Here is a 25,229-nt window from a genome sequence, read left to right on the forward strand (position 1 = left end):
GGCTTGGCCCTTATTTCTTTGGTAAGAGGTGAAAACGGTGAAAGTATTGGCTGTATCTGGTTATAAAGGACATGAGCTCGGGATTTTTGATCAAAAGCATCAAGGAATTACATATATAAAAAAAGCATTAGAACAAAAACTTCGCTCGTTTATAGATGAAGGGCTAGAATGGGTGGTGATCAGCGGCCAGCTTGGTGTCGAGCTTTGGGCTGCTGAAGTAGTTTTAGCATTAAAGAGCGAGTTTTCGGACTTGAAGTTATCGGTGTTGACTCCATTTTATAATCAAGAAGAACGATGGAGTGAAGAAACTCAAAACTACTATAAAAACATTGTAAATCAAGCGGATTTTGTTGACAGTATTACGAAACGGCCTTATGATAATCCCGCGCAGCTTCGCTTGAAAAATGAGTTTATTATAGAAAAATCGAATGCGCTCTTATTATTAGTAGATGAAGAAAAGCCAGGTTCGCCTATGTATTATTTAGAGCCAGCTAAACAAAAAGCATTAACTACTCATTATCCAATCCACTATATTACTCCCATGGATCTTGATTTTCTTATTCAAGATGAACAAATGAATAACGCAGATTATTGGTAGGGGATGGATGAGTGCAATAATTCAAATTGACAAGATAGAGAACTTTTGAAAAAATAGAAAGAAATAACCTAAGTTGGTTTATAAGTGTAGGGGTGATTTGTGATGAATAATCCAGAGGTTCGTTTGTCAGCTAAAGAGATTTTAGATAAAGAATTTAAAACGAGTATGCGCGGCTACAATCCTGATGAGGTAGACAAGTTTCTTGATTCAGTTATACAAGATTATGAAGCGTTTCAAAAGAAAGTAGCAGCTCTTGAACAAGAGAATCAAAAATTGCGCCGTGAGATGAAACAGCTTCAGGAAAGACCACAGCGTCAAACGGCAGCTCCGACTGCAGGAAGTACGAACTATGATATTCTGCAGCGCCTTTCAAACCTAGAGAAAAAAGTATTCGGCAGCAAGCTGTACGAATAGAGAGTAGTAACTACAATAAGGGGAGAGGTCATTGATTGACGTCTATATTGATGGTGCAAGTGCAGGGGATCCTGGTCCATCGGGGGCAGGAATTTTTATAAATTACAAAGACGGCAGTGTCGGACACTATTCAATTCCACTTGGCCATATGTCAAACCATGAAGCGGAATATGAGGCATTGCTGCACGCCCTTAAAATTTGCAATGAAAAAGGGTTTAAGCAAGTATCTTTTCGTACTGATTCACAGTTGATTGATCAAGCTGTTGAGAAGCGTTATGTTAAAAATAAGCGCTATAATCGGTATTTAGAAGAAGCACTTGTCTATATTGATGAATTTGATTTGTTTTTTATGAAATGGGTACCAAGTAAACAGAATAAAGATGCAGATCAATTAGCAAGAAGAGCGATTCAACAGGCAAAGTAAAATTTACCATTGATTTCACTCAACATAAAACGTATAATTAGATTTGTCGCTTATGACGGAATTAACTGTTCAGGTGATCGCTGCACGTTTACGTGTAGAGGAAAGTCCATGCTCGCACTGGCTGAGATGCTAGTAGTGTTCGTGCCTAGCCAATTCATAAGCTAGGGTAGTCTGGCATTAAGCTGGGCTAACGGCAGGTGACGCACCTAAGTCTTTGGATATGGTGTGATAGCCTTGAAAGTGCCACAGTGACGGAGTCCATGTGGAAACATATGGAGTGGAACGAGGTAAACCCCGCGAGCGAGAAACCCAAAATATGGTAGGGGCATTTTCTGAACCGGAAATGAACGGGTCAGATGAACAAGATCTTAGGTCTTGTAGATAGATGATTACCACCGGAGTACGAGGTTCATCACCGCTTGTAGTACTAAGGTACAGAACATGGCTTATCGAACAGTTAATAGATGACTTGAATAAGCGCGTTGAGAAATCCCCTCTACAGGGGTTTTTTTCATTTACATAAGTTTTTCAGGTATTTGTCAGCTTGATCATAAAGTGTTTATAATAAGGTAACTGTATACATAAGGAGATACGTACAATGAGTAAAGTGACATTAATTGCAACAGCAACGATGGGTCTTGAAGCACTTGTTGCTAGAGAAGTAAAAGACCTCGGTTATACTGATGTGAAAGTAGAAAATGGAAGAGTAGAATTTACCGCTGATATTTCTGCGATTCCACGTGCTAATTTATGGCTGCGTACAGCAGATCGTGTGAAATTAAAAGTCGGTGAATTTAAAGCGTTCACTTTTGATGAGCTGTTTGAAAAGACAAAGGCATTGCCATGGGCAGATCTTATTCCTGTTCATGCAGAGTTCCCTGTTATCGGGAAATCTGTGAAATCAAAATTATTTAGTGTATCTGATTGTCAGGCTATTGTTAAAAAAGCAGTCGTTGAAAGCATGAAAAAAAGATACAAGCGCGGCTGGTTTGATGAGGACGGTCCATTTTACCGAATCGAAGTCGCCTTATTAAAAGATGTCGTGACTTTAACGATCGATACGAGCGGCACTGGTCTTCACAAAAGAGGCTATCGTTACTTGCATAACCAAGCACCTCTTAAAGAGACATTAGCAGCAGCTATGGTTATGTTAACGACATGGAGACCTGATCGTCCTTTTGCTGATCCTTTTTGCGGGTCCGGAACACTTCCGATTGAGGCCGCTATGATTGGTCAAAATATTGCACCGGGCTTTAACCGTGATTTCGTTTCAGAAGATTGGCATTGGATCGGTAAAGAGATATGGAATACCGCTAGACAAGAGGTAGAAGATTCGGCTAATTATGATCAGCCGTTAGATATTATGGGATCAGATATCGACCATCGCAGTGTGGAGTTAGCCCAAAATAATGCGATGGAAGCAGGTTTTGGTGAGTTGATTTCATTTAAGCAGATGCAAGTGAGCGATTTCCGTCATAGAGGAGAATACGGAATTTTAGTAGGTAACCCTCCATACGGTGAGCGTTTAGGAGAGCGGGCAGAAGTGGAAGAGATGTACCGTTCAATGGGGAAAGCTTTCGAGCTTTTAGATACATGGTCTGTTTACATGCTTACGTCCCATGAAGAGTTTGAAACGTTTTATGGTAAAAAGGCAAATAAAAAACGTAAGCTTTATAACGGGAATATTAAAACGGATTATTATCAATTTTTTGGGCCTCGTCCACCGAAGAATGTTGATGTACCAAGGGTTTGAACCGTTTTTAGTTTTTAGTACTGACTGAAAATGTGTATTGCTATGTAAGACCATATTCTTTTTCTCAGGTTATGAGAGGGAGGGTGTGGTCTTTTTTGTTGCTCAAATTCGCTGTAGAAGAATTTATAAAGGATCGTAAATTCAAAAATCTCACTAAATATTCCATCAAAATGTACACGCAGAATCTCAACCAGTTTTATGACCACTGTCTCTCCACTAATCGGATTGATGTGACGAAAATTAAACCGCTAGACGTGAAGGGCTACTTATACAAATGCCAAGCTGTAGGTAACAAAGTAACGACCATCAACAATAAGACAAGAACTTTACGAGCTTTCTTTAATTTTTTAGAAGAAGAAGAGATTGTTTTTAATAATCCAATGAAGAAAATTAAAACAGGTAAAGAGATAACACGGATCACTGTTCCCTCGGACGATGAAATTAGGCAGATTATTCGATATTACGAAGATACTGGCTACAGAGTTGGTGATTTTTTACCTACACGTAATCGTTTTATAATGGTAGTTCTCATTTCCACTGGTTTGCGTAGGAGAGAGTTGGTAGAAATCAAGTGGTCTGATATTGATCTTGCAGGTAAATCAATCCAAATATTTGGAAAGAAGCAGCAAATTGAAACAGTCCCAATTTCAAATAAACTTTCTAAGGAAATAGCTGAGTATAAGCTTTACTTAGATTTCAAGGGGATCGAATCAGATTATTTGATCTGTAACAGCAAAGGAGAAGCGCTGCAAGACGAAGCTATCTCAGGATTGTTTAAAAAGCTTAGTAAGAAGATGGACTTTGATTATAGTCTATCTTGCCATAAGCTCAGGCACTATTTTTGCAAGCGGCTTATTACATCAGGTATGACTACTTTTACAGTTCAAAAGCTCATGAGGCATGAAAGCATCTCGATTACTGAAAAATATGGTCGAATGTGGGGGAATGATTTAGCTGAAGAGAACAACAAATACAATCCATTAAACACATTGGACATATAGGCGTTTAGACAAATAAAAAACTGCAGGTGCTGGAACACCCACAGTCTCTTGTCTATCGCTACTTTAAAAGCAGGACAAACACTACTACAACCTATATGTCATTTTAATTGATTTTAAATGATATATCAAGTATGTGTTTATGTCCTGCCGAAAATTAGGAGGACTATTAACTATGCAATCAACCAATAAATCATCCATTCAATTTATCTCATCAACAGATCGTCACTTACTAACTACATTCGATAATGTAAAAGCTCTAAATGACGCTGTATCGACTCATATGACAACATTAAAAGCTAACTCATGTCGTGAGCAGATCATGCAATTACTCTCTCTAATTAGCAAGCACAGCGTCAAAATGCTAGGTGTGAGTTGGATGTCTAATCAGACAATGGCTACTCATTTAAACGTTAGTACTCGTACCGTCCAACGCTACATCAAAGAGCTAATCGAATTAGATATTATCGCAGTTTATCAAACAAAAGACATCAAACGCAAAGGTCAAACTTCCAATACCCTTGTCATCAAAAACGTTGAAAATGCTAATGTGGAGCCAGTTAAAGCTGATTGTCGTACCGCTTGTCACACTAAACAATCTCTTAAAAAGCATAATAAATCAAATACACGTATTAGAAACGCGCATGAGTCACCGAATACTATCAATCTCGACTCAGATTCATCTTTCCTAAAGGATTCACTCCCAGCTGCTCTATATAACACTCTGAAAATCTTTAACGCAGAAGAAATTTACAATCTAACCGGCATCATATACAGAGCGAAAGCATTAATCGACAGGTCTATCCAAATTGAGGATCATTCAAAAGACTTCACCGGCACAATTAAAGCAGTAATCTTAAAAGCGAAAACAAGCAAGATTAAGAACTTTAACAACTACTTATATCGCTCAATCCAAGCCACCACAGCAGCAATCTCAAGACGTTCAGCACCATCACAACCTAATATGTCTTGGTTAGCTGGAGGTGCGTCATGAAGCACTTAAGAGGCTTAGATAGCACAGAAAGATTCGTTGTAGCAAGCAGCTTTATTAGTTTAGCTTTTGCATATATTACGCTTTTAATCTAATTAAAATGGAGGGGTTACTATGCATTCGACAAGCGTATTAACATTCAATTACGACGAAATCATCACACGATACAACGAGTTTATAACAGGCTTTTTATGCGATGAGATCAACGTAGTAAAAGAAGAACTGCTGCCTAGATTCTGGACAATTGCGGTACCATCTAAAGGTTTTTACGTAACAATTGAGCTAAGAAACATAGGAAATGAGCATGGTGTAGAACAATGGTGTGCGATTGTAAAGGAATCAGATGGTGAAGAGACCAACTATCTCCTTTTCGCTGAAGAGATTGAACAATGGGGCAGTGGAGCAACGTAAAAATTTATTTTAAGCTTTGAGCATATAGGAAGATATGATAAATTTTAATGATTAACTCAGGATCAGTACAAACACACTTTAATAGAGAGTATGTCGTTCGTTAGTCGAACAACTCAAATGACATATGGAAAATTGCGCCTGAGCACATAAAAGTACATGATGATTTTTCTGAAAATTTGTCTAGTCGACTAGACAGTAGATGAAATGTAGAAGGTGAACATTTAAAAAAAGATCTCTGCTAGCGTACGGGAATGAATGTGCTTTTTCTAACATATTAGAAAAAATACGAACATTTATTATAAATTAACCTTATATAAATCATTATTACCCTTTAAATACGAACAATCAGATAAGGTCAAACTAATATTTTGAGCGTATTGTGTTGACGACCAAAAAATGGCATGATATATTACTTGTACAGACATTGAATGTATTGTCTTATTATTTGTCTGTATAGTAGTTACATAGGTTTCTGAATTGTATATACAAAAAGGAGGATGGTTAATGAGTGTAATAGAAAAAGAGGTTGTTAGATTGTTTCTTAATGGCTCGGGTAGAGTTGCGATTCAACGCAAACTGAAGCTTAAAGACGAGGAAAGAGATGTTATTCATCAGATATTGTTCAGTAATCCAGCAACTAGAGGTGAATTTGAAGAAATGGCTCATCGCTATAACAATGGTAATTATGTTTCATTCTTCGCGGATATCTCAAACGGCAGACCAAAAAAAGATAAAGCTGATATACGTAAGATTCGCCAAATTAGAATGTCTGATAATGAGCTTGAGGAGCTAGACAATCCTACTTCAACTCAAATGAGAAATGATTTATTAGCTTATAAGAAGATCAAGGAGTTCTGCGAGATGATGGATGGGCAGGGTATTTACTTTATCCCTGACGACTGGTTGGGGGTTTCTTATGATAAATCTGCTGCATTTTGGCAACAAAACTTGTACTCTAGTAATATTGAAAGATTAAAGGCTGTATCATCGGATGAAAAGTGCCTTGGAGTGTTGAAAAGTATATGAGGGTTCTGACAGGTTCATAAAGAGGATTTGATAATAAGTATACATAATGTACATAAAGCATTCAAAAGTTGCTGTGTGGCTTAATATGAGAGCCGATGCAGCTAATATTTATATATTGAATTATTTTATTATTAAACGACAAATAAACCTATTTACTTATCTATAAAAATAGGTTATAACTAATCCATCTCTCTACAATATTTTGGTAGGAGTAGCCCTTATTAATTTGTTAATAAAATAATAACATGCTCAATTTTAAGAGTCAATGAAAACATGGCAATATAATAAATAATTATATAGTCATCGATAAACTAGAGGTGGTGATTCCAATGTGGACATAAGCAGCTTTATATAGAGGGTATTCTGAATGTTGGCAATAAAATAAAATTAATATATTTAAAGGAGACGATACAAAATGACAAACTACAAGATTTATAACGCAGATGCAGCAACAATGGAAGAAGTGGAAAGAGTAATGACAATTGAGGATCAGCTATTAGAGATGGTAGCACAACAACAAAAATTTATTACAATGCAAAATGGATTAATAAAGCTACTTAAGGAAAATAAGAAAGACATGAGCACCAGCTATTCTCTAGCAGCAGATTTCATCTTTAATAATGAAGATTTGCACGATGACTATGTTTCTCATCTTAAAAGCTGCAAAGCTGCTACTAAAATAGATGAAGAAAGAGAATGTATTGAATATATATTAACTGAGTATGGCGCTGATGAGAAAACAGAGAAATGGTTACAAGAAGAAATGAAAATGATGGATGGAGGAATTAACTAATGGAAAATAACCAAATTATTAATAAAGAAGCTCCAACTGAATATGGAACAAACACTAGTGACTGGAAGTTGATAATTGCTACAAGGATTAAGAAGATAAAAGATATTAATACGGCACTCGGTAAAATAATGAAGGAGCTGAAGATTGATGAGAATCTTGAAACTGCAGTTAGAGAAAATCATAAAGATAGCCAAGTTTCGTGGATAATCAGTATAGATAATATTGAAATGACACTAAAGTATTCTGATTTTGATTTTGACTTAAAACATATAGTAAAGCAAATTGATGCAGATCGATTTGGGAGACCTATCAATGAAATGAGACAAGCAACTTTAAAAGAAGTAATAGAAAAAGCGTTGCTAGAGAAATTCAATCAAATATTGAAATAATACATAACTGAGGGGTCTAACCGCCCCTCCCCATTACTCAATAGGAGGTCTATCTTGTTCAATCAAAAACTGAAAACTAACTACTTTACATACATACATAACGGTCACGAGTTTGAAGTAAAACATATGCACTTTGGCTATGCACGACACGATCAAGATCAAATAGATTTTACATATAAAGATATACCGTTTTATTTTAGATATTATCCAATAGGAAGTACACCCGAGCAAATGGTCTCTAATTTATGCAAAGCCGTTGATCATGGTGGTAAAGATTCTGTTTATAAATTTAATAAATTGTACTCAGATTTAAGATGGATTAAATACCGCTATATCATACTAGATGGAAAAGTCTACGATCATGAAAATATGCTGCCTAATGCTCGCAAAAAGCACATATACAAGGTGGAGTTTAAAAATGGAAAAATTGTTCGCAATATATCTGGAACTAAAATGAACAGCATTTTAACGCTAGATGACCCAGACATTTTCCGGTCATCATGGAAAAGTCTATTAGCAATAGAACTTAATGCTAAAGCGTGGCACAAAAAGACAAGTAGTTTACCAAAAGATAAGCATTTTAATCAAGAGCACACGGATCAATTAGATGAGATTATGCAGTTTTTTGATGAGTGTGGAATTTAGGAAGTGATTGAATGAAATTAAATAACATTAGCGAAGGTCAAATATTAAAGAATTACAAAGCATTGTGTGCTGAGTTAGAAATAGAAATTAAGAAAAATACGAATAGCAAAAAAGCACAGCTCAAAGAATTATCTCGATATTGCGATTACAGTAAAATGGGTCATCAATTTATTATTAAACAGATATACAATGAGCCATTACCTAAAGCTGAAAATAGAGGCAAGAGTAAAGGAAGCCGCAATAACAATAATACATACGGTAACATGATTCAATTATTGATCTTAGATTTGCTGGTACAGGGTAAAAACAGAGGACAAGTCACAATAAGTAGAAGTAAACTATTACGAACGATTGAAATGGTTAATCCAAATTACAGTTATTGCGGTGAACATGTTAAGGGTTTAGCCAAGTATGCTGAAACAGAAGAAGCTATTGTTTATGATTTTTACAATACTAGTAACAGTAATTTTAAGAGTGCGATTGAAACGGCTTTAAAACAATTAGTTGACAAAAGGATTATATTCTACGAATCGGTCACAAAAGTCTGTGAGAAAGTGACTAATCAATATAGATTAGCAACAGAAGAAGAGAAAGAACTTATACTCCAATGTGAAAAATCTGTTCTTGAAGAGTTTGGTTACAAAAGAATATCTCAGGTGAGGTCATCACGACACTGGAAACGGTACAGAGACAAAGTTCAAAAGGTAATAAGTATCAAGAGTGATATTAATTTTCACTTTATCGCTTACAACATTACTGTAAATGAAAAATACATAAAAGGTGAATATCTAGAACTATTTGACTTATTGCTTGAAGACATAAAAAGAACTAAATACAAAGATGAGCTTAATGCAACTGTTTATCTTAATTTAATACATAATGCACAAAAGAGACATGAGAAAGCATCTATCACACAGAAAATGGGTGTTCATAGAGCCAAAAATAATTACATAGAAGATATCAGTAAACTTGTTAGATTGCTTATAGATAAAGAGAATGGAAGCATAGTTAAACAGATACAAAAAATTGAATCAGAAGAGCGATCTAAAGAAGAATGTGCATTTGGATAAATGAAAAAACGCTCATTTTCAAACTACCTATAATGAAACAACTTAATACTATAGGCATTCTGAAAATGAGCAAATTTTTCTAAATCAATGAAACAAAACGAACATTGTCCAGCGGGGTGAATTGGCGACAGCCAAGAGGGGCGGCTGAGGTAGGTACTTTTGGAGCGCAGCGGAAAAAGTGGCTAGATGGTGGAGCCCCTGATGTCTTAAGGTCTTAATCTTTTTATTAAACAATCAAAATCAAAGGGAGTTGTTGTTATTGACTGAAACGAACAATCTAAACAAACAAATTCAAATTTATAGTTTAACGACTGAATGTTTTCTGAATGATGTGGAGTACGAGATCTTCTCAGCAAAACGTAATTTGCAATTTTCTCTTAGTCACTTTAAGGAAGGCTTTAAAGAGCTTGAGAGTGAAGTAAGTGAGCTTAATGACGTAGACAAGCTCAATCAATTTGCTGAAGATTTTGTATCTGAATACTCAATTGCTGGCTTACATAATAAGCTCTGCATTGAACAACAGAAAGAGAAGCCGAGTAAATCGAACATTAGCAAATATCATCAGTTAATTACCTTTGCTAATGAATACATAGATCAAGGAGAGTTTATGGAAGTTGTAGATATTATTAAACTTCAGCAAAACGAAAAGTTACGGAACGCAAAGATTAAACTGTTTAAAGCTGCAAATAAGAAGATTGCTGGATTAAAGAAACAATTAGATGCTGAAGCGGATAAAGTTTCTAGTGTGAGAGAACTTCGAGAAAGCGAGATCAAAAAGAGTAATCTAATCTCTCAATTTGAGTCAGCTTTGACTAGGCAGTTAAACATCAAACAGAACACTATCTCAACTGATATCATTATGATTAGAGCTTTCAGATACAAAGTGTTTGAGAGTCTAGTTCTCAACGGATTTACGTATCTAGGAGAACACTATAAGTACTATACTTCATCAGCCGGAAACATTCGAAATAAGAAGTCAATATTCATTAGAAGTAGTATTCCAGATGCTGTGATAAACTCTATTACTGCTGGCCTGACGGTAGATGAGATTAACAGCAAGGGTGGTATGAACGTAAATAAATACAATGCTTATATGGCTCTTAGTATGACGGCATCCAAGCGGTGGGATAAGTTTCATGATGAGTTGCTAATTGATAAAACAATTGTAGTAGATGACTTTGAAACTTTGGTGACTGGTGAAGTGGATGTGATTGATTCAGATACATATGATATTAAACGTCAATCTAAAGCTGTATCTATCCCACATACAGACGGTGCAGGCATATGTTTGCCGTGTGTTAGTGATAAAGCCACACAGATAAGGCTGCCATTTCTGAAGGGTTTGCTTGTGCCATTTGACTACACTGAATTTATTCAATTACATAAGGGTGCAACTCCAACTGTAAAGGATATATGGGGAGATACTTACGATGTCATCAAAGATGATATACAAATCATACTGACTAAAAGCCAACTGAAAATGTGGAGATTCTTTGACTCATGGAAAGATTACAAGCAAGCATTCAAGCAATATGGCTGTGAAGCTTCAATAGCTGCAGAAGAGCCATATACATATAGAAATCAAACAACGTCTTATCAGGTGCTACAGACACTCACAAGCACCACTGACAGTGAGCTAAAACAACTAGCAAGCTACACAGTGGATTCAATCAAAAAGATAGGTCAAGACTCCGAGACAATGCTGAGAATACTTGGAGCTACACAAGAGAATAAAGATAAAAATGGACTTCAGGAAGCGTTGTTTTTATATCCTAATTTGCTTAATGATTCGCATGCAAAAGCAACAATCAAAGAAGTGAAAAGATCCATGATCACACGTGCTAAAGCTGGTAAGTTAACAATGCCAGGTGCAAAGAGGACATATATTGCACCAGATGTTTATGCATTTGCTGAGTGGCTGTTTATTAAAAATAAGGAGCCAAAAGGACTGTTAAAAAAAGATGAAGTGAGCTGTAAGCTGTATAAGAACAATGAAAAGCTAGATGTGCTACGCAGCCCCCACTTATACAGAGAGCATAGCGTCAGGAAGAATACCATTGATAAGAAATCTAAAGAGTGGTTCGTTTCTAATTGCATTTACACCAGTATTCATGATCATATTTCATTACTCTTGATGTTTGACGTAGATGGTGACGATGCGCTTATCATTAATGATCCGTTATTTGTGAGCATCGCTGAAAGAGAAATGAAAGATATTGTGCCTTTACAATATGAGCTGAAAGCGGCAAAAGAAGAGCGGATCACGAATGAGAATATCTATAAAAATCTAATTTCAGCGTACTCGAAAAATATTGGGGAGTATTCCAATAACATCAGCAAAGTTTGGAATAGTAAAGTCTGGAAGCATGGAACAGATGAAGAGAAAGAAAAAGCGATGGATATAATCAAATGGCTCACATTTGAGAATAACGCTACGATTGATTATGCCAAAAGTTTGTGGATGCCAGTTAGACCCCAAAATATTGCTTATGAAATTAAAAGATATACTTCTGAAAAGTTAGCGCACTTTTTTATTCACGCTAAAGATAAGGAAGTGAAACAGGTTGAAGCACTGAATGACAGTGTGGTTAACCGCTTGGAAGATATTATTCCTAGCACTAAAGATAGAATCCATTTTAATAAAGTCGTAGATGATTTTGAGATTAATAAGGTCATGTTTAATCAGTCATTTGAGTTGAGTGGAACAGAGGACATGATTACAGAGTTATATAACGAGATAAACAAGAAGAAGAGTAATGAGCTAAGGAAGTTAGCTGATAACGCTAAAAAGACTCAAAAAGCAATGCTTGCAACATTACATAATGATATTAAAGAGCAATTTAAGCAGATTGATGAGCGAGAAGAGTACATAACGGATGTTTTGATTTCCTATTTATATAAGGTGAACAAAAGTATAAGTAGAAGTCTCCTCTGGGATTGCTACGGACGTGTGATTGTTAATAATCTTGAGCGGAATCTAGATAATTTAATAGTGTGTGAGGACTGTCAAACTACTGTTCCAAAAACAAAACAGCGACAAATTAGATGTGATAATTGCCAAGGAGAGAGGCAAAAAGAGAAGGACAGAAAGAGGAAAAAGCTATATAGAAAAAGTGAAAAAATGTCCGCATGAGTTATTCAGGGGAATATCTTTAATATTCTAGGGATTTACTTGACTTTTTGTGTGATTTGTATTAAGAGAGATAATCTACACTAAAGGAAACAGCCAAAGCGATCAGCAAGGGTTGCTTTCCTATATGTTCAATCGCCATTTGAACTAAGTAAAAGATGAGAGATCCGATACTCTCATCTTTTTTGAATTTAAAAACTAAACTTATAAAATAAATTGAAAACTAATAATGAGGGGAGTAAGGAATATGAAAATGTCAAACGATGAAATTGACCAGCTAAGATTTAAAGCAATGAAGAAAGCGATTACCGCAACCTCTATTGCTAATGAACTTGGTGTTTCACCTGCAGCAGTCTCACAATTTTTAAGGCTTAAATCTGGTCTATCATACGAGAACGAGCAAAAATTAAAAAAGATTATTGAAGATAAATAGATTGATCTGACCGTATCGGCTAACTGCTCTTAGCCATGGAGCAGCAGTCGCCCCAGCTAATCTCGGTCATTATTAAATATAAGGTTAGATATTTATAACGACATGCATAAAAGCTTGTCGCCTCCTTTTAATATTTTATTTTTTAAATCGCATGAGAGACAGTGGGTTAGACAGGAGTCTAGCCCTGTTCGTGTGACCTCGCAACACCACCCTCACAAAATTTAAAAAGATAGGATGTTGATTATAGATGAGAAAAAATAAACGTGAAAAAATGATTGTTGAATTGAGCCAGACTGAATTAGATGAGTTAATTTACTTGAAGAATAGGCGTACAAATGATCAGCTGTTTGGTGGTTTGTTGCCCTATTTGAATCGGTTGTTTGATGAGAATCAAATGCTACTTGAAGAGTTGCAAGTTATTAAGACTTATTTGCAAATTAATGAGGAAGTGAAAGAAAAGCAACCACCTATTAAAGAAAACAATAATAAGGAAGACATTAATAAATTCGCATATTTATTAAAAGAAAATATGAGTCCTGATATGGCTAATCATATAAAGTTTAATTTAACTGAGCATATGAAAACAAAGCCTATGATTGGATTAAACAATCTTGTACCAAAATTGAAGCTCAAAGAGGAGAGCGAGTAATATGAAAAGCTTTTTATTCCTTGCTACTCCAATGCATATTGATACTGCGGATGATATACGTTTATTCGTGGCTAAAAATGAAAATGAATGTTTAAGCACACTGGCCGAGATCGAGTCAGTTAATTACATATTTCGAAAACATATTGAAGAAAAGGCGATAAATGATGGATTTGTAAGTTTGTTTTTTGATAATGATGATACTACTAATAATCAAGCATATGAAAAAATGGTTCATTTCTTTGGAGAACATACGGAACATTTAAATGCTTATGTGACATATTTAAACAGTAATGAGCAACCAAACTTCAGTTCAGACTTTTATCATTTTGTAGCGTTAAAGTTGATTAAATCTGGTGAATGGTGCTCATACGATATTAAGAAAGTGGCTGAAATTGATGGGATTAAAGAATTTAAAATATTGCACTAAGTGCATGGTTATTGATGAAAAAGATAGCTGTGATAAGTGTGAGGAAGAGAAGCGAGATATTGTGATAAACGTGCAGAAAGGTGCTGAGTTAGAAAATGGTAGAGAAAAGCGCTCTAAACCGTAAACTAATGATTAAAGAGTTGCATGAAGCTGAAATGATCAGCGAGCAAATATATGATAGTTTAATGAAAGAATTAGAGAGTGATAAAAATGAGCTTTGAATGCAACAAATGTAAGTTAGAGATAAATAATGAGATGTTAGGTGACTGGGAATGTGGAGAGTGTGAGATGGGAGATTGGACGAATTTAGATCCAATTAAGCTGAGTAATGAACAGAAAGATAACTTTATTGATGGATTAAAGGCATTTGCTGACATTGTGGAAAGAATGGAAAAGCTGCGTGAAGAAGAGTTAGAAGAGATCAGGGAAATACTTGGATATGATAAATAAGGGGATAAATGAGTCTTTTGATGAGCTTAGAGATGAGTTAGAAAAAGATGAGCACCTTAAGGAAGCCGATATTGAGAACATATTAGATTATTGGTGGGATAGGTGCTGTAATGCGGACTTATAGCCAAATTGGTTAAGGCATCCTGCTCATAACAGGAAGATTTTGTGGGTTCGAGTCCCACTGAGTCCATTAATCTCGAAATAGAACCTCGGTTATTGAAGGGTAATCAAACACAGCCCATAACTTCAGAAAATTTTCTAATGATAGTTGTTGTTTGTTATTTAAGATAAGGTTTAGAGTGGAAGTATCAATTTGTGTTAACTTAGCTAAGTCTATTTGTTTAATACCTAATTCTTTAGATAAGGACTTAAAATTGTTTCTTAGGACACCAAACTCTTCGACTTCCTTGTTTAAAGTAGTACCTTGGAGAGAAACTTCAGTGTCTTTAAGAAATTTAACTAAAGCGCCTTTGATTATATTTTCTTCAGTAACTTCCTCGGTTTTTATATTTAATAACTTAATTCGTAAGTTATAGTAATCAACATAATTTTTGATTTTTACAGCAGTATCATCAGAAAAACAAATTTTGTATTCTGGCATTTTATCCGCTCCTTAAAAATAACTTTAACTATTAACTGAAAAAGGGGAGAGCTAGCTATGAGTACAAAAAGAAAAGATGAAAAATTAATATCAATAATAAAGAATATTAACGAATTGGGTAAAAATGCCTAAAACACTCATCTGTGGGTGTTTTTATTTTGTCATAAAGGAGATTAGAGATGCTTATTGCTTTTAAGATATTAATGTTTGTTTTGATTTTCTTCTTTGGAATGGCTGCACTATCAGAGAATGATAAAGACAAGCGAGTACATTACGTTTCAATTATAATGGCTGCTATTTGTGCGGTATGTTTTGGATTTTGGATAGGGTGAGGAACAAGATAGATAGTGATATTGATTTATCACTATCTATTATATAAAACCTAGTTTAGCCTTTACCTAGTGTGGAGCCAGCTTTACTTTTTACCTTCTTAGATGAGCTATTTGAAGCTAATTTAGCGCCAGCTTTTGATAATTGTGATTTAGTAGGTTTCTTTGGCATTGGTTCACCACCTTTCATAAATTTTTATTAACATCAATATTTTACCATTCAATATATATGTGTGCAAACTATTTTTTGGTACAATATATTGATTTTAGTTTAGGGGTGAAAGATTATGAAAATTAAAGTGGGACATATAGATTATGAATATACTGAAGTTGAAATTGTTAATAGGCAAGACCCTTACCAAGTAGGCGAATGTGATTATATAAATCGAGCAATTAGTATTGATAAGACGAGAAGCAAGAAAGAGCAAGGTGAAATTTTTTTACACGAGTTAATACATAGTATCGATGAGTATTTTAGTATCGGTCTGAAAGAGAAGCAAGTGAAACTGTTAGGGCATGGTTTATCAATGGCATTTCGTGATAATCCATCTATGCAGAAATTATTTGTAGATAAAGTCGGAGGTAAAATAAATGAGTAAAGATAATGAACTGGATAACAATATGAGTGAAGTGAAACATATGATTAACAATGAGAATTCTGAAGCTGCGACTGAAGAAAATGTAGTAGTCCTTAGAGCTTCTATCAAAAAGATTTGGAGCAAAATGAAAGAAACCATTTCTAAGTTTGTGGAACGTGCTTATGAAATCATTAAGAATATTGTTATCTATTACAGTAAGAATCCACCAGTCGGTTATAAGAGACTAATTAAGAAGGCGGAGTTGGATTATTATAATTCAATTGCAGAAGGTAGGAGTAACAATTGGAGGAGAGCAAGAGGATTACCATTAATTAGAGAGGTCTAGTTGAATAGTAGGAAATAGAAGGATATATGATGACCTTTGCCGAATTGTGTAAGTGTAAAATTATTTGGTGAGGGAGTTGGATGTATGAAGAGTTTTGATGATGTAATTATTAACGATGAAAGATATCTTGGCTTAGGCTTTTTTAATGAAGTAAGTTCTGCCATTGTAATCGAATCTGATGAACTTATAAGTTTATTTAAGAAAATGAAGTTAGATGGGGAATACATATATAATGTAGATTTCGTTAAAAAGAATGAAATTATTGCTTCATATAAAGGTAAGTACATAGTGGATCACATCAACAATATTGAAGCAGAACTATTTTCAGTTTGAGAAAAGGATAATGAGGTTTTAACATACTTTTTACCAACATTACCATATAGCAGTGTAACTGGAAATTCTGCTATATGGTAAGAAAAGTTTTCTTACTCTTAAAGATAGAAGTGGGGATTTAAGTTTTTAGTTATTTTGCAGGTATATAATACGCAGGGGTAATATCTAAATACAAGTTTTGATTATTAATTGTTTTTGCAACTATCTTCACACTATAACCATTAGTAGCTGATAGCATATCAGAACAGAAAATATATTCATTCGAATCGATTTTTTCGATTATTGATTTAAAATCGATTGACTGAATGCTTCTAGATGGCAAGTTGAAATAAATGTGCTTGCCTCTAACGCTATCAGAATCTTTTAATGAAATATTTCTAATGATATTATCTTTTTGTATCTCCAAAAAAACATCTTTTATTGCCGAGTCACCTTTTCCAGTATTGAAAAAAATAAGTTTTAAATCGACACTTATATAATTGGCTTGCGAAATATCTACTTGAGCAGAAGTGTAATTTTCATACACCCCATTGTTATTATAATGACTAAAATAATAATCAAATTCTGATTCTAATCCGGCGATATCTAAGCTAATCTTAGGTTTACTCTGAATATAATCTTTAAGCCACCCTAACATAAAACCTATAATTACGGAAATTAAAGATAAAAAAACTGCATCTAACTCCATCTATCATTTACCTCCTTAATTACTAACTTCTATTATGAATTATCCTACTACATATTGATAATATATTACTATATCAAGAAATTCAAAAGATGCATTAGAATCTAAATTAATATTTGTTATTGTAAATGTACAAATGGTTCATCATATTAGTTGCAGTAAGAATTTCTTCTCATCTTTAACATCAATTCGGGAATAGCATGCAAAAAGGTGGAAGCGTTTTAACTACTATTGGTTGTTTCGGAATTATTTTTGTTACGATTCCAATTTTAATATTATTCTTTTTCTTGCTTTAATTTTTCTTTTTAGTTCTCTATTTTAAATTTTAAAGTTCTTAGTTTTATATTTTAATTATTCAGGAGCATTTTAATATTGGATGCTTCTTTTTGTTGTGTGATGAGAACGATGAGGGTAGGTGAGAGAGTGCCAAGTAAACCAATAAAGCCATGTGCTAGTTGTAAAAGAAATTTAACTAAAGAAACTTACTGCGATGAATGTGCAGATAAAGTTACAGCTTACAATAAAGAGAGATATAGATTGTATGAGAGACAGCGGACTGATAAGAAAGAGAAAGCATTCTACAGCAGTCGAGGCTGGATAAGATTAAGAGACATGAAGCGAGCAATTAACCCACTGTGTGAGTGGTGTGAGAGGGATGGAAGACTAGAGCCAATGGTGGACGTAGATCACGTGGTACCTGTGAAGCAAGAGTGGGAGCGAAGGCTAGACGTGAGCAACCTACAAAGCCTGTGTAGGAGCTGTCATGCGAAGAAGACAGCAGAGGATAGAGAGAAGTATGGGTGAGAGTAAGAGTGGTGAGAGAGGCGATGAGAGTGGAGTATGAGCGTGTGAGAGGGGAGGGGCAGGGTGGAAATTTGTCGAATGGATACAGGTAGACGCCGAGTGAATCAACTTTTTATAAACTTCGTTTTTCAGACCATTATGGGTAATTCTAGGAGGTGGTAAAATGCCCAGACAAGCAAAACCAATAAATTTGCATTTATTAGAAGGTAATAAAAATAGGTTAACAAAAGAAGAGATTAAGCAGCGTAAAGATGCAGAAGAATCCATCCAATTTAAATCAGATAATATTACTCCCCCTGGTTGGTTATCCCCTGAAGCTAAAGAAATCTTCACACAACTCACTAATGAATTCATATCAAATAAAATCTTAGTTAATGTAGATATCCACATGCTCGCTTGGTATGCAGATGCTTACATGGATTATATTAATTGTACTCGTATCATTGAAGAAGAAGGCTTACTAGTTGAATACACCAATAAAGCAGCTGAAACGAATAAAGTAGCACATCCGCTCTTCACAAAAAAGAAGCAATCGTTTGAGCAGATGAACAAAATTGCAGGTGAGTTTGGACTATCACCAGCAGCACGAGCAAAGTTAGCTATGAACTTAACACCACCTGAAGAGAAGGATAAAGACAATAAGTTCAGTGATCGGGTGTGAGTTTAGTTGAACGTGTATATCAATATTCTCAAGACGTTGTATATGGTGAGATTATTACTTGCAAGAAACATAAGCAAGCGTGTGAAAGGTTCCTTAATGATTTAGCTAAATTGGAGGATAAGGAGTACAAGTACTACTTTGATGGTAATGAGCTTTATGATTTTTATGACTGGGCTAAAATGTTCAATCATAAAGAAGGTGTACTTGCTGGAAAACCTATTGAACTTAATGACTTTCAACTTTTCTTAGTGGCTAACATTTTCTGCTGGAAGAAAAAAAGCAAGCATACAAGAAGGTTCAGGAGGGTTTATATTCAACTGGCCAGAAAGCAAGGGAAGAGTCAATTACAAGCTTTAATTGCTTCATACATAGCGTTTCTTAGTGAAGAAAAACAACAAATATATATAGCTGGGATCACTAAAGACCAATCTAAGATTGTTTATACTCAAATGCTTGATCAGTTAACAAGTGCTGATTTTTTGAATGGAAAATACACGTCTTCTTACGGTAAAGTAACTCACAAAAAAAGCGGTTCAGTTATTGAGCCACTCAGTAAAGAGGCACGTAAAACTGGTGACGGTAAATTTCCAAGTCTTGCTGTGGTTGATGAATATCACGCCCATGAAACAGATGAAATTTATAATGTCTTACTTTCAGGTATGATTGGACGTAAAGAACCGTTGATGGTTGTTATCACTACTGCTGGATTGAACTTAAATGCACCTTGCTATAAGGAGTATCAATATGTTTCTAAAGTGTTAGATTCTGAAAATAAGCTTCAAAATGATGAATATTTCATCATGATTTGTGAGCTTGATGAAGGTGACGATATAAAGGACGAAAGCAATTGGATTAAAGCTAACCCTATTGTTTGCTCTTACCAAGAAGGAATAGAAGATTTAAGAAGTCGATTAGAAGTTGCATTAGAAATGCCAGAGAAAATGACTGAATTTCTAACTAAGCACATGAATATATGGGTTCAACATAGAAAATCAGGCTACATGGATCTGGCAAAATGGAATGCTTGTGAAAGCAAAGAAGATATACAAATACACGATCGAGCAGTTTATATAGGAGTAGACTTATCAGCGACACTTGATTTGACTAGTGTGGCTTTTTTAATTCCAATTGAAGGTGGAAAAGTAATTGTTAAATCTCATTCATTTATGCCTAAAGGAACATTACAAGAGAAGTTACGCACCGATAAAGTACCATATGACCTTTGGGAGAGACAAGGCTACATTACCATGACCGAAGGTGATGTAGTTGATTACAGAGCCGTACAGAGTTATATAATTAAGCAAGTTGAAAAATATAATTGGTCAGTTAAAGAGATTGCTTTTGATGAATGGAATGCCCAACAATTTGCAAATGAGATGACTGATGAAGGATACTTAATGGTTAAAATTATTCAGGGAATGAAGACACTAGCACCACCTACAAAGAACTTTAGGGAGTTAGTGTACCAGAATAAAATCGTTCATGATGGCAATCCAGTTTTAAATTGGGCAATCAGTAATGCCGTAACACGACTTGATGTAAATGGAAACTTTATGTTGGATAAGAGTAAAGCTGCACAAAGAATTGATCCAATTGCAGCCGTGATCAATGCTCATACTCGTTCCATGTACCATGAACATCCTATTAATAAACCGCTTAATTTAGACAAGTATGTAACAGATGAATATTTAGATAATCTAGGATGGTGAACATGAAAATTCTACAAAACTACATTGAAGATGTCCTCATTATCTTAGGCATGCTCTTGATCGTATTTGCTACCTATCTCTTAAGCTATGTGGCAGCAATATACGTTTTAGGAGCATTCTTATTTGCGTTAGGTATCTTCTTTGCATACAAGCCACCTACGAGCAAAAGGAGGTGAATAAATGCTATTTAGAAAACAAGTTGAAAAGAGGAGTGAAACATTATCTCTACAGGATGAAAAGTTAGCAAAGTTTTTAGGAATTGAAACAGATGGTATCTCATCAAATCGAATGAAAGAAGCAACATATTACGCTTGTATGCGTATTATGACGGATTCAGTCAGTAAGTTGCCACTTAAACTTTATCGAGAGATTAAAGACGGCAAAGAGAAAGCTTCGGGGCATTATTTATATAATTTGTTGAAGCTACGTCCGAACAGATACATGAGTGCTTCTACATTCTGGAAAGTAGTGGAGTTCCAGCGGAACGAACATGGACATTCAGTTGTTGCAATTGATACAAATGGGCAAGGCAGAATTAAGAGTCTGATTCCATTAAACATGAACAATGTAGAGATCATTTACGACAATAACAGCATTCTCGGTGATGAGTCCGTTTGGTACGTGTATCGTCAAGGTAAGCATGAGTACAAATTTAAAGATGAGCAAGTATTACATTTTATGGGTATGACTGCTGATGGATTGAGCGGTATCTCAATTAAAGATTATTTGCGAACCATTGTTGAAAATGCTAGTTATGGTCAGTCATATCAAAATAACTTCTTCAAGAATGGACTCTCAGCCAAGGGATTAATTGTTTACACAGGTGATCTAGATTCTGCAGGTGAAGAGAAAATTCGTCAACGTTTTGAGAGTATGAGTAGTGGCGTGAAAAACACCGGAAGAGTTGCTGCTATGCCATTAGGGTTCGATTACAAGTCAATTAATACTTCTATGGCTGATGCACAATTCTTAGAGATGAATAAGTTTACAATGACACAAATAGCGAATGCATTCGGTGTGAAGTCGTTCCAATTAAATGATATGGAAAGGTCTACACATACGAATATCGAAGCGCAGCAGAAAGCGTTTTATGTTGACACATTACAATCCATTATTGAGATGTATGAGCAAGAATTGACGTATAAACTTTTAACGACTAAAGAGAAAGCCAACGGCTACTATTTCCGATTTAATGTAGATTCTATGTTACGTTCTGACATTAAGACACGCTTTGAAGCTTATGCTATTGCAGTTGAGAAAGGTATTCTCACACCTAATGAAGTACGTGAGCTAGAAGAAAGAAAAGCTCTAGAAGGTGGAGATAAGCTCTATGCAAACGGTAATATCATTCCAATTACAATGGCTGGTGAGCAGTATACGAAAGGAGGTGAAGTTGTTGAACAAGAAAGAAATTCGAACACTGAACAGTGAAATTGAAATCCGTTCATCTTCTGATGATGAATCACAAAAGATTGTAGGTTATGCTCTACGTTTTGATAGTAAATCTGAAGATTTAGGTGGATTTGTTGAAGTAATCAAGCGTGATGCTTTAAATAATGCTGATATGAGCGATGTGAGAGCGTTGGTAAATCATGATGCTGATAAAGTGTTGGGACGTTCTACTTCAGGAACATTGAAGCTTGAGGTTGATGATTTTGGATTGAAGTACATAATTGACCCACCAAACACAAGTTATGCTCGTGATCTAATTGAATCAATGAAACGTGGTGACATTAATCAATCATCATTTGCATTCATAATTGACTATGAAAATGATGGCGAAGAATGGGATTACAATGATGATAGAGATGTGTATGTTCGAACGATTAAGCGATTCAAAAAGATAAGCGATGTTTCAGTCGTAACTTATCCCGCATATGCAGCTACTGAGTCAGTAGTAAGCAAGCGTGGATTAGATGATTATAAAAATGAATTACATAACAAGTTAAAACAAAAACAAATTGCTATCGAGCTAGAGTTAATCTAGGTCGGTTTATTTGTATCTAAAACTATAAAAATATTAGGAGATGATTTTGTATGCGTAAAGTAGACGAGTTAAAACAACAATTAGAAACAATTAAAGGTGAGGTTCGTTCATTAAATGACGGTGGGAAAGTAACTGAAGCAGAGACGAAGCTTGAGGAAGTTCGCTCACTACAAAAACAAATTGCTATTCAAGAAGAGTTAGATAAAGAAGAGGAACGTGAGTTAGATAACAAGATGGGAGAGAAGAAGATGGAAAAACGTAAAGAGCAAGGAACAGAAGTGGAATATCGTGATGCATTTTTAAAGACACTGCGAGGTAAACGTTTAAGTGAGTCAGAAGAACGTGCATTACAAGGTGGAGTAGCTGAAGATGGTGGTGTTATTGTGCCACAAGACATTTCAACAAAAATTAATGAGTTTAAGCGTGAGTTTTTATCTGTGCTTCCATACGTTCGTGTAGAGCCTGTCACAACTCGTTCTGGTTCACGTGTATTTGAGAAGTTAGCAGACATGACTGAGCTTGCTAATCTTGATGAGTTAGACACGATTGGAGAAGCTGGTAATCCTAAATTCCAGACAGTAGCTTATTCTGTATCTGATTATGCTGGTATTCTACCAATTTCAAATACGCTACTTTCTGATTCGCCTGAAAACTTAATTGGATATGTGGCTCGTTGGTTTGGTAAGAAAGCAACAGTAACAGAAAATAATAAAGTGTTTGGTCTACTTAAGTCCACTTACACAAGTAAAAAGACTGTAGCTGCAGGAAGTGAACTAAAGGAGATTAAAAAGATTCTTAACGTAGATTTAGATCCAGCTATCTCAACTAGCGCTAAGATTTATACTAACCAAGATGGATTCCAGCATTTAGATGAGTTAGTTGATGATAATGGTCGTCCAATGTTAACTCCAGACCCTTCTAATGCAACTGTAAAACGCTTCTTAGGTCGTGAGGTTGTAGTATTCCCTAACTCTCAACTACCAACTGTGAGCAAGAAAGCACCGTTTATTGTTGGTGATATGGCTGAAGCTGTAACATTCTTTGATCGTCAACAGTTAGAAATGAAGACTACGGATGTTGGTGGTACTGCATTCACAAAGAACACAACAGATGTACGTGTGATTGAGCGCTTTGATGTAAAAGTATTTGATAAAGATGCTTTAGTTTATGCTCAGTTATCACTTGAAGCACCAATTGCAGGTTAATCAGTTGAGAGGGTTAATCCCTCTCTTTTTTAGTTTAGGAGTGATTAAATGATCACAATAAATGAAGCAAAGTTGTATCTGAGGTTAGATGAAGATGATGATACGGAAGATAATTTAATCGACTTACTTATATCAACGGCCGAAGAATACATTAAATCAGCGACTGGTTTTAAGTTTGAAAACAGTGTACCCGAACGAGCAAAGATGATCGCTCTCTTTTTAGTCTCACACTGGTACGAAAATCGTTCGATTACTCAAACAGGGAAACAAGTTGCAAGGATTGATATGACAGCTAGAGCATTGATTGAGCAACTACGATATTCTCACAATGAGGATGAGTATGATGCAACTTAACTCTGGTAACTACAATAAACGTGTTCAAATCTTAAAGTTCGATGCAGATGCACGAGATAGTAGCGGCTTCCCTTTGCCAGAGGATCAGAGATTTATCGAATGGCGAAAAGCATGGGCTAACGTTGAGACTGTAAGTGGTCGAGACTATTATCAAGCAGCAAGTATTCAAGCTGAAAACGAAGTTCATTTTAAAGTGAGATACAACCAGTTTACAAAACAGATTAATAAACAGATGAGATTGAAATTACATAGCAAGATGTATGAAATTAAAACAATACTTCATGATAATGAATCGAAGAAAACTATTACTATAGTAGCCAGAGAAAGGGTGTGATGTAGATGAAAATCACAGGAATGGATGAGCTTATCCGCAACTTAGAAAGGCTAGGTAATCAAGCTGAATCTGTAAAAGAAAAAGCTGTCATGGAAGGAGCTGAAGTGATTCGTAAACGCATTTCTGATAATGCTCCACGTGGTAGTACATCAAACTCAAGAGCTGCTGATCACATTGTTGCCGAATATAATTCAAGTGAAGGAAAAGCAGGAATTGGAGCGGATGCCAAAGAAGCTTGGTATCTAAAATTTCCTGAGTTTGGAACATCGAGACAACCAGCACAAGGGTTTGCAGAGCGTGCCTTTAATGATACTAAGAGTGAAGCTAAAGATAAAATGGCACAAGCACTTAAGAATGGAATGGGATTATGACTATTAAACAATTATTAATGTCTATTTTGTCTCCCATTGGTGTGCCTGTTTATCCCTTACATAATGAGAAGAATGAAGATACTTACATTACGTTCCTTGAGTATGATCAGCGTTCAGCACTCAATGCAAATAATGAAGAGATTAAGACAAGATACTTTGTACAAGTCAATATCTTCACCAAGGGTAATTTCGATGAACTCTCAAAACAAGTTAAGGACATTTTGAAAGCTAATGGTTTTACTAGAACAAGTGAATATGAAAATTATGAAAAGGACACAAGTTATTTTCATAAAGCTTTAAGGTTTAATATTACAAAATAAATTAGGAGATG

The 25,229-nt window shown here is 35.3% G+C and carries 34 protein-coding genes, 1 tRNA gene and 1 other RNA gene; 34 read left to right on the forward strand and 2 right to left on the reverse strand.

Features of this window, described 5'->3' with window-relative positions; all coding sequences use genetic code 11:
• Positions 1–37 precede the first annotated feature (37 nt).
• The 20 genes from A33I_RS04475 to A33I_RS04555 all read left to right on the forward strand — a co-directional run bounded on the left by A33I_RS04475 (position 38) and on the right by A33I_RS04555 (position 14,791).
• On the forward strand, positions 38–598 hold the full coding sequence (locus A33I_RS04475) for an SLOG family protein (RefSeq protein WP_022627258.1): 561 nt from the start codon (positions 38–40) through the stop codon (positions 596–598).
• A gap of 102 nt (positions 599–700) precedes the next feature.
• Positions 701–1,012 carry a cell division regulator GpsB gene (gene gpsB, locus A33I_RS04480; RefSeq protein ID WP_012958615.1) on the forward strand — a complete coding sequence of 104 codons (312 nt, stop codon included), beginning with the start codon at positions 701–703 and terminating at the stop codon, positions 1,010–1,012.
• Between the two features lie 31 nt (positions 1,013–1,043).
• Positions 1,044–1,436, forward strand: coding sequence for a reverse transcriptase-like protein (locus A33I_RS04485; RefSeq protein WP_022627259.1), 393 nt, complete (start codon positions 1,044–1,046; stop codon positions 1,434–1,436).
• 65 nt (positions 1,437–1,501) lie between these two features.
• Positions 1,502–1,890: RNase P RNA component class B (rnpB, locus tag A33I_RS20150), an RNA gene on the forward strand.
• A gap of 144 nt (positions 1,891–2,034) precedes the next feature.
• Positions 2,035–3,189 carry a THUMP domain-containing class I SAM-dependent RNA methyltransferase gene (locus A33I_RS04490; RefSeq protein ID WP_022627260.1) on the forward strand — a complete coding sequence of 385 codons (1,155 nt, stop codon included), beginning with the start codon at positions 2,035–2,037 and terminating at the stop codon, positions 3,187–3,189.
• Positions 3,190–3,284: 95 nt separating this feature from the next.
• Positions 3,285–4,190 carry a tyrosine-type recombinase/integrase gene (locus A33I_RS04495; protein ID WP_022627261.1) on the forward strand — a complete coding sequence of 302 codons (906 nt, stop codon included), beginning with the start codon at positions 3,285–3,287 and terminating at the stop codon, positions 4,188–4,190.
• Between the two features lie 172 nt (positions 4,191–4,362).
• Positions 4,363–5,181 carry a helix-turn-helix domain-containing protein gene (locus tag A33I_RS04500; RefSeq protein ID WP_022627262.1) on the forward strand — a complete coding sequence of 273 codons (819 nt, stop codon included), beginning with the start codon at positions 4,363–4,365 and terminating at the stop codon, positions 5,179–5,181.
• A gap of 111 nt (positions 5,182–5,292) precedes the next feature.
• On the forward strand, positions 5,293–5,589 hold the full coding sequence (locus A33I_RS04505) for a hypothetical protein (protein ID WP_022627264.1): 297 nt from the start codon (positions 5,293–5,295) through the stop codon (positions 5,587–5,589).
• Positions 5,590–6,093: 504 nt separating this feature from the next.
• Positions 6,094–6,615, forward strand: a complete 522-nt coding sequence (locus tag A33I_RS04510; protein WP_022627265.1) for a hypothetical protein — start codon at positions 6,094–6,096, stop codon at positions 6,613–6,615.
• A gap of 415 nt (positions 6,616–7,030) precedes the next feature.
• Positions 7,031–7,408 carry a hypothetical protein gene (locus A33I_RS04515; protein ID WP_022627266.1) on the forward strand — a complete coding sequence of 126 codons (378 nt, stop codon included), beginning with the start codon at positions 7,031–7,033 and terminating at the stop codon, positions 7,406–7,408.
• Positions 7,408–7,797 (forward strand): hypothetical protein, encoded by a 390-nt coding sequence (locus tag A33I_RS04520; RefSeq protein ID WP_022627267.1) that lies wholly within the window; start codon positions 7,408–7,410, stop codon positions 7,795–7,797. The genes A33I_RS04515 and A33I_RS04520 overlap by 1 nt, the downstream gene beginning before the upstream one ends.
• Positions 7,798–7,851: 54 nt before the next feature.
• Positions 7,852–8,442 carry a hypothetical protein gene (locus tag A33I_RS04525; protein WP_022627268.1) on the forward strand — a complete coding sequence of 197 codons (591 nt, stop codon included), beginning with the start codon at positions 7,852–7,854 and terminating at the stop codon, positions 8,440–8,442.
• A gap of 11 nt (positions 8,443–8,453) precedes the next feature.
• Positions 8,454–9,512: a hypothetical protein gene (locus A33I_RS04530; RefSeq protein ID WP_022627269.1), complete on the forward strand. Its 1,059-nt coding sequence runs from the start codon at positions 8,454–8,456 to the stop codon at positions 9,510–9,512.
• Between the two features lie 259 nt (positions 9,513–9,771).
• Positions 9,772–12,645, forward strand: a complete 2,874-nt coding sequence (locus A33I_RS04535; RefSeq protein ID WP_022627270.1) for a hypothetical protein — start codon at positions 9,772–9,774, stop codon at positions 12,643–12,645.
• A 244-nt stretch (positions 12,646–12,889) separates the two neighbouring features.
• Entirely contained in the window at positions 12,890–13,075 is a 186-nt protein-coding gene (locus A33I_RS04540) for a TniB family NTP-binding protein (protein ID WP_022627271.1), read from the forward strand.
• 247 nt (positions 13,076–13,322) lie between these two features.
• The gene (locus A33I_RS04545; RefSeq protein ID WP_022627272.1) at positions 13,323–13,724 is read left to right on the forward strand and encodes a hypothetical protein; all 402 of its coding nucleotides are present in this window, start codon (positions 13,323–13,325) and stop codon (positions 13,722–13,724) included.
• Between the two features lies 1 nt (position 13,725).
• Positions 13,726–14,151 (forward strand): hypothetical protein, encoded by a 426-nt coding sequence (locus tag A33I_RS04550; RefSeq protein WP_022627273.1) that lies wholly within the window; start codon positions 13,726–13,728, stop codon positions 14,149–14,151.
• A 95-nt stretch (positions 14,152–14,246) separates the two neighbouring features.
• Entirely contained in the window at positions 14,247–14,372 is a 126-nt protein-coding gene (locus tag A33I_RS21400; protein ID WP_022627274.1) for a hypothetical protein, read from the forward strand.
• A gap of 67 nt (positions 14,373–14,439) precedes the next feature.
• Positions 14,440–14,601, forward strand: a complete 162-nt coding sequence (locus tag A33I_RS20755; RefSeq protein ID WP_022627275.1) for a hypothetical protein — start codon at positions 14,440–14,442, stop codon at positions 14,599–14,601.
• A gap of 114 nt (positions 14,602–14,715) precedes the next feature.
• A tRNA-Ile gene (locus tag A33I_RS04555) sits at positions 14,716–14,791 on the forward strand.
• Here the strand turns inward: A33I_RS04555 and A33I_RS04560 are convergent.
• Positions 14,792–15,202, reverse strand: coding sequence for a helix-turn-helix transcriptional regulator (locus tag A33I_RS04560; RefSeq protein WP_022627276.1), 411 nt, complete (start codon positions 15,200–15,202; stop codon positions 14,792–14,794).
• Between the two features lie 616 nt (positions 15,203–15,818).
• Here A33I_RS04560 and A33I_RS04565 point away from each other — a divergent pair.
• The 3 genes from A33I_RS04565 to A33I_RS04575 all read left to right on the forward strand — a co-directional run bounded on the left by A33I_RS04565 (position 15,819) and on the right by A33I_RS04575 (position 16,788).
• Entirely contained in the window at positions 15,819–16,130 is a 312-nt protein-coding gene (locus tag A33I_RS04565; protein WP_022627279.1) for a hypothetical protein, read from the forward strand.
• Positions 16,123–16,455: a hypothetical protein gene (locus tag A33I_RS04570; RefSeq protein ID WP_022627280.1), complete on the forward strand. Its 333-nt coding sequence runs from the start codon at positions 16,123–16,125 to the stop codon at positions 16,453–16,455. Before A33I_RS04565 ends, A33I_RS04570 begins: the two co-directional genes overlap by 8 nt.
• Before the next feature lie 84 nt (positions 16,456–16,539).
• On the forward strand, positions 16,540–16,788 hold the full coding sequence (locus tag A33I_RS04575) for a hypothetical protein (RefSeq protein WP_022627281.1): 249 nt from the start codon (positions 16,540–16,542) through the stop codon (positions 16,786–16,788).
• A 130-nt stretch (positions 16,789–16,918) separates the two neighbouring features.
• Here A33I_RS04575 and A33I_RS04580 read toward each other — a convergent pair whose 3' ends face one another.
• Positions 16,919–17,476 carry a hypothetical protein gene (locus tag A33I_RS04580; protein WP_022627282.1) on the reverse strand — a complete coding sequence of 186 codons (558 nt, stop codon included), beginning with the start codon at positions 17,474–17,476 and terminating at the stop codon, positions 16,919–16,921.
• 609 nt (positions 17,477–18,085) lie between these two features.
• Here A33I_RS04580 and A33I_RS21500 point away from each other — a divergent pair.
• From A33I_RS21500 to A33I_RS04630, 11 genes are all read left to right on the forward strand, one after another.
• Positions 18,086–18,277 carry an HNH endonuclease signature motif containing protein gene (locus A33I_RS21500; RefSeq protein ID WP_420796749.1) on the forward strand — a complete coding sequence of 64 codons (192 nt, stop codon included), beginning with the start codon at positions 18,086–18,088 and terminating at the stop codon, positions 18,275–18,277.
• A gap of 163 nt (positions 18,278–18,440) precedes the next feature.
• Positions 18,441–18,938: a phage terminase small subunit P27 family gene (locus A33I_RS04590; protein ID WP_031311410.1), complete on the forward strand. Its 498-nt coding sequence runs from the start codon at positions 18,441–18,443 to the stop codon at positions 18,936–18,938.
• Positions 18,935–20,647, forward strand: a complete 1,713-nt coding sequence (locus tag A33I_RS04595) for a terminase large subunit (protein ID WP_022627284.1) — start codon at positions 18,935–18,937, stop codon at positions 20,645–20,647. Before A33I_RS04590 ends, A33I_RS04595 begins: the two co-directional genes overlap by 4 nt.
• A gap of 2 nt (positions 20,648–20,649) precedes the next feature.
• Positions 20,650–20,823 carry a hypothetical protein gene (locus tag A33I_RS20525; protein ID WP_022627285.1) on the forward strand — a complete coding sequence of 58 codons (174 nt, stop codon included), beginning with the start codon at positions 20,650–20,652 and terminating at the stop codon, positions 20,821–20,823.
• Between the two features lie 4 nt (positions 20,824–20,827).
• Positions 20,828–22,078, forward strand: coding sequence for a phage portal protein (locus A33I_RS04600; RefSeq protein WP_022627286.1), 1,251 nt, complete (start codon positions 20,828–20,830; stop codon positions 22,076–22,078).
• Positions 22,044–22,634 carry an HK97 family phage prohead protease gene (locus tag A33I_RS04605; RefSeq protein WP_022627287.1) on the forward strand — a complete coding sequence of 197 codons (591 nt, stop codon included), beginning with the start codon at positions 22,044–22,046 and terminating at the stop codon, positions 22,632–22,634. The genes A33I_RS04600 and A33I_RS04605 overlap by 35 nt, the downstream gene beginning before the upstream one ends.
• A 50-nt stretch (positions 22,635–22,684) precedes the next feature.
• Positions 22,685–23,839 carry a phage major capsid protein gene (locus A33I_RS04610; RefSeq protein WP_022627288.1) on the forward strand — a complete coding sequence of 385 codons (1,155 nt, stop codon included), beginning with the start codon at positions 22,685–22,687 and terminating at the stop codon, positions 23,837–23,839.
• 48 nt (positions 23,840–23,887) lie between these two features.
• Complete coding sequence (locus A33I_RS04615) at positions 23,888–24,193, forward strand: head-tail connector protein (RefSeq protein ID WP_022627289.1); 306 nt, start codon at positions 23,888–23,890, stop codon at positions 24,191–24,193.
• The gene (locus A33I_RS04620) at positions 24,180–24,527 is read left to right on the forward strand and encodes a phage head closure protein (protein ID WP_161808674.1); all 348 of its coding nucleotides are present in this window, start codon (positions 24,180–24,182) and stop codon (positions 24,525–24,527) included. The genes A33I_RS04615 and A33I_RS04620 overlap by 14 nt, the downstream gene beginning before the upstream one ends.
• Positions 24,528–24,532: 5 nt before the next feature.
• Positions 24,533–24,898: an HK97-gp10 family putative phage morphogenesis protein gene (locus A33I_RS04625; RefSeq protein ID WP_022627291.1), complete on the forward strand. Its 366-nt coding sequence runs from the start codon at positions 24,533–24,535 to the stop codon at positions 24,896–24,898.
• Complete coding sequence (locus tag A33I_RS04630) at positions 24,895–25,218, forward strand: hypothetical protein (protein ID WP_022627292.1); 324 nt, start codon at positions 24,895–24,897, stop codon at positions 25,216–25,218. The genes A33I_RS04625 and A33I_RS04630 overlap by 4 nt, the downstream gene beginning before the upstream one ends.
• Positions 25,219–25,229 lie beyond the last annotated feature (11 nt).

The sequence above is a fragment of the Alkalihalophilus marmarensis DSM 21297 genome (genome assembly GCF_000474275.2).
Lineage (GTDB): Bacteria > Bacillota > Bacilli > Bacillales > Bacillaceae_D > Alkalihalophilus > Alkalihalophilus marmarensis.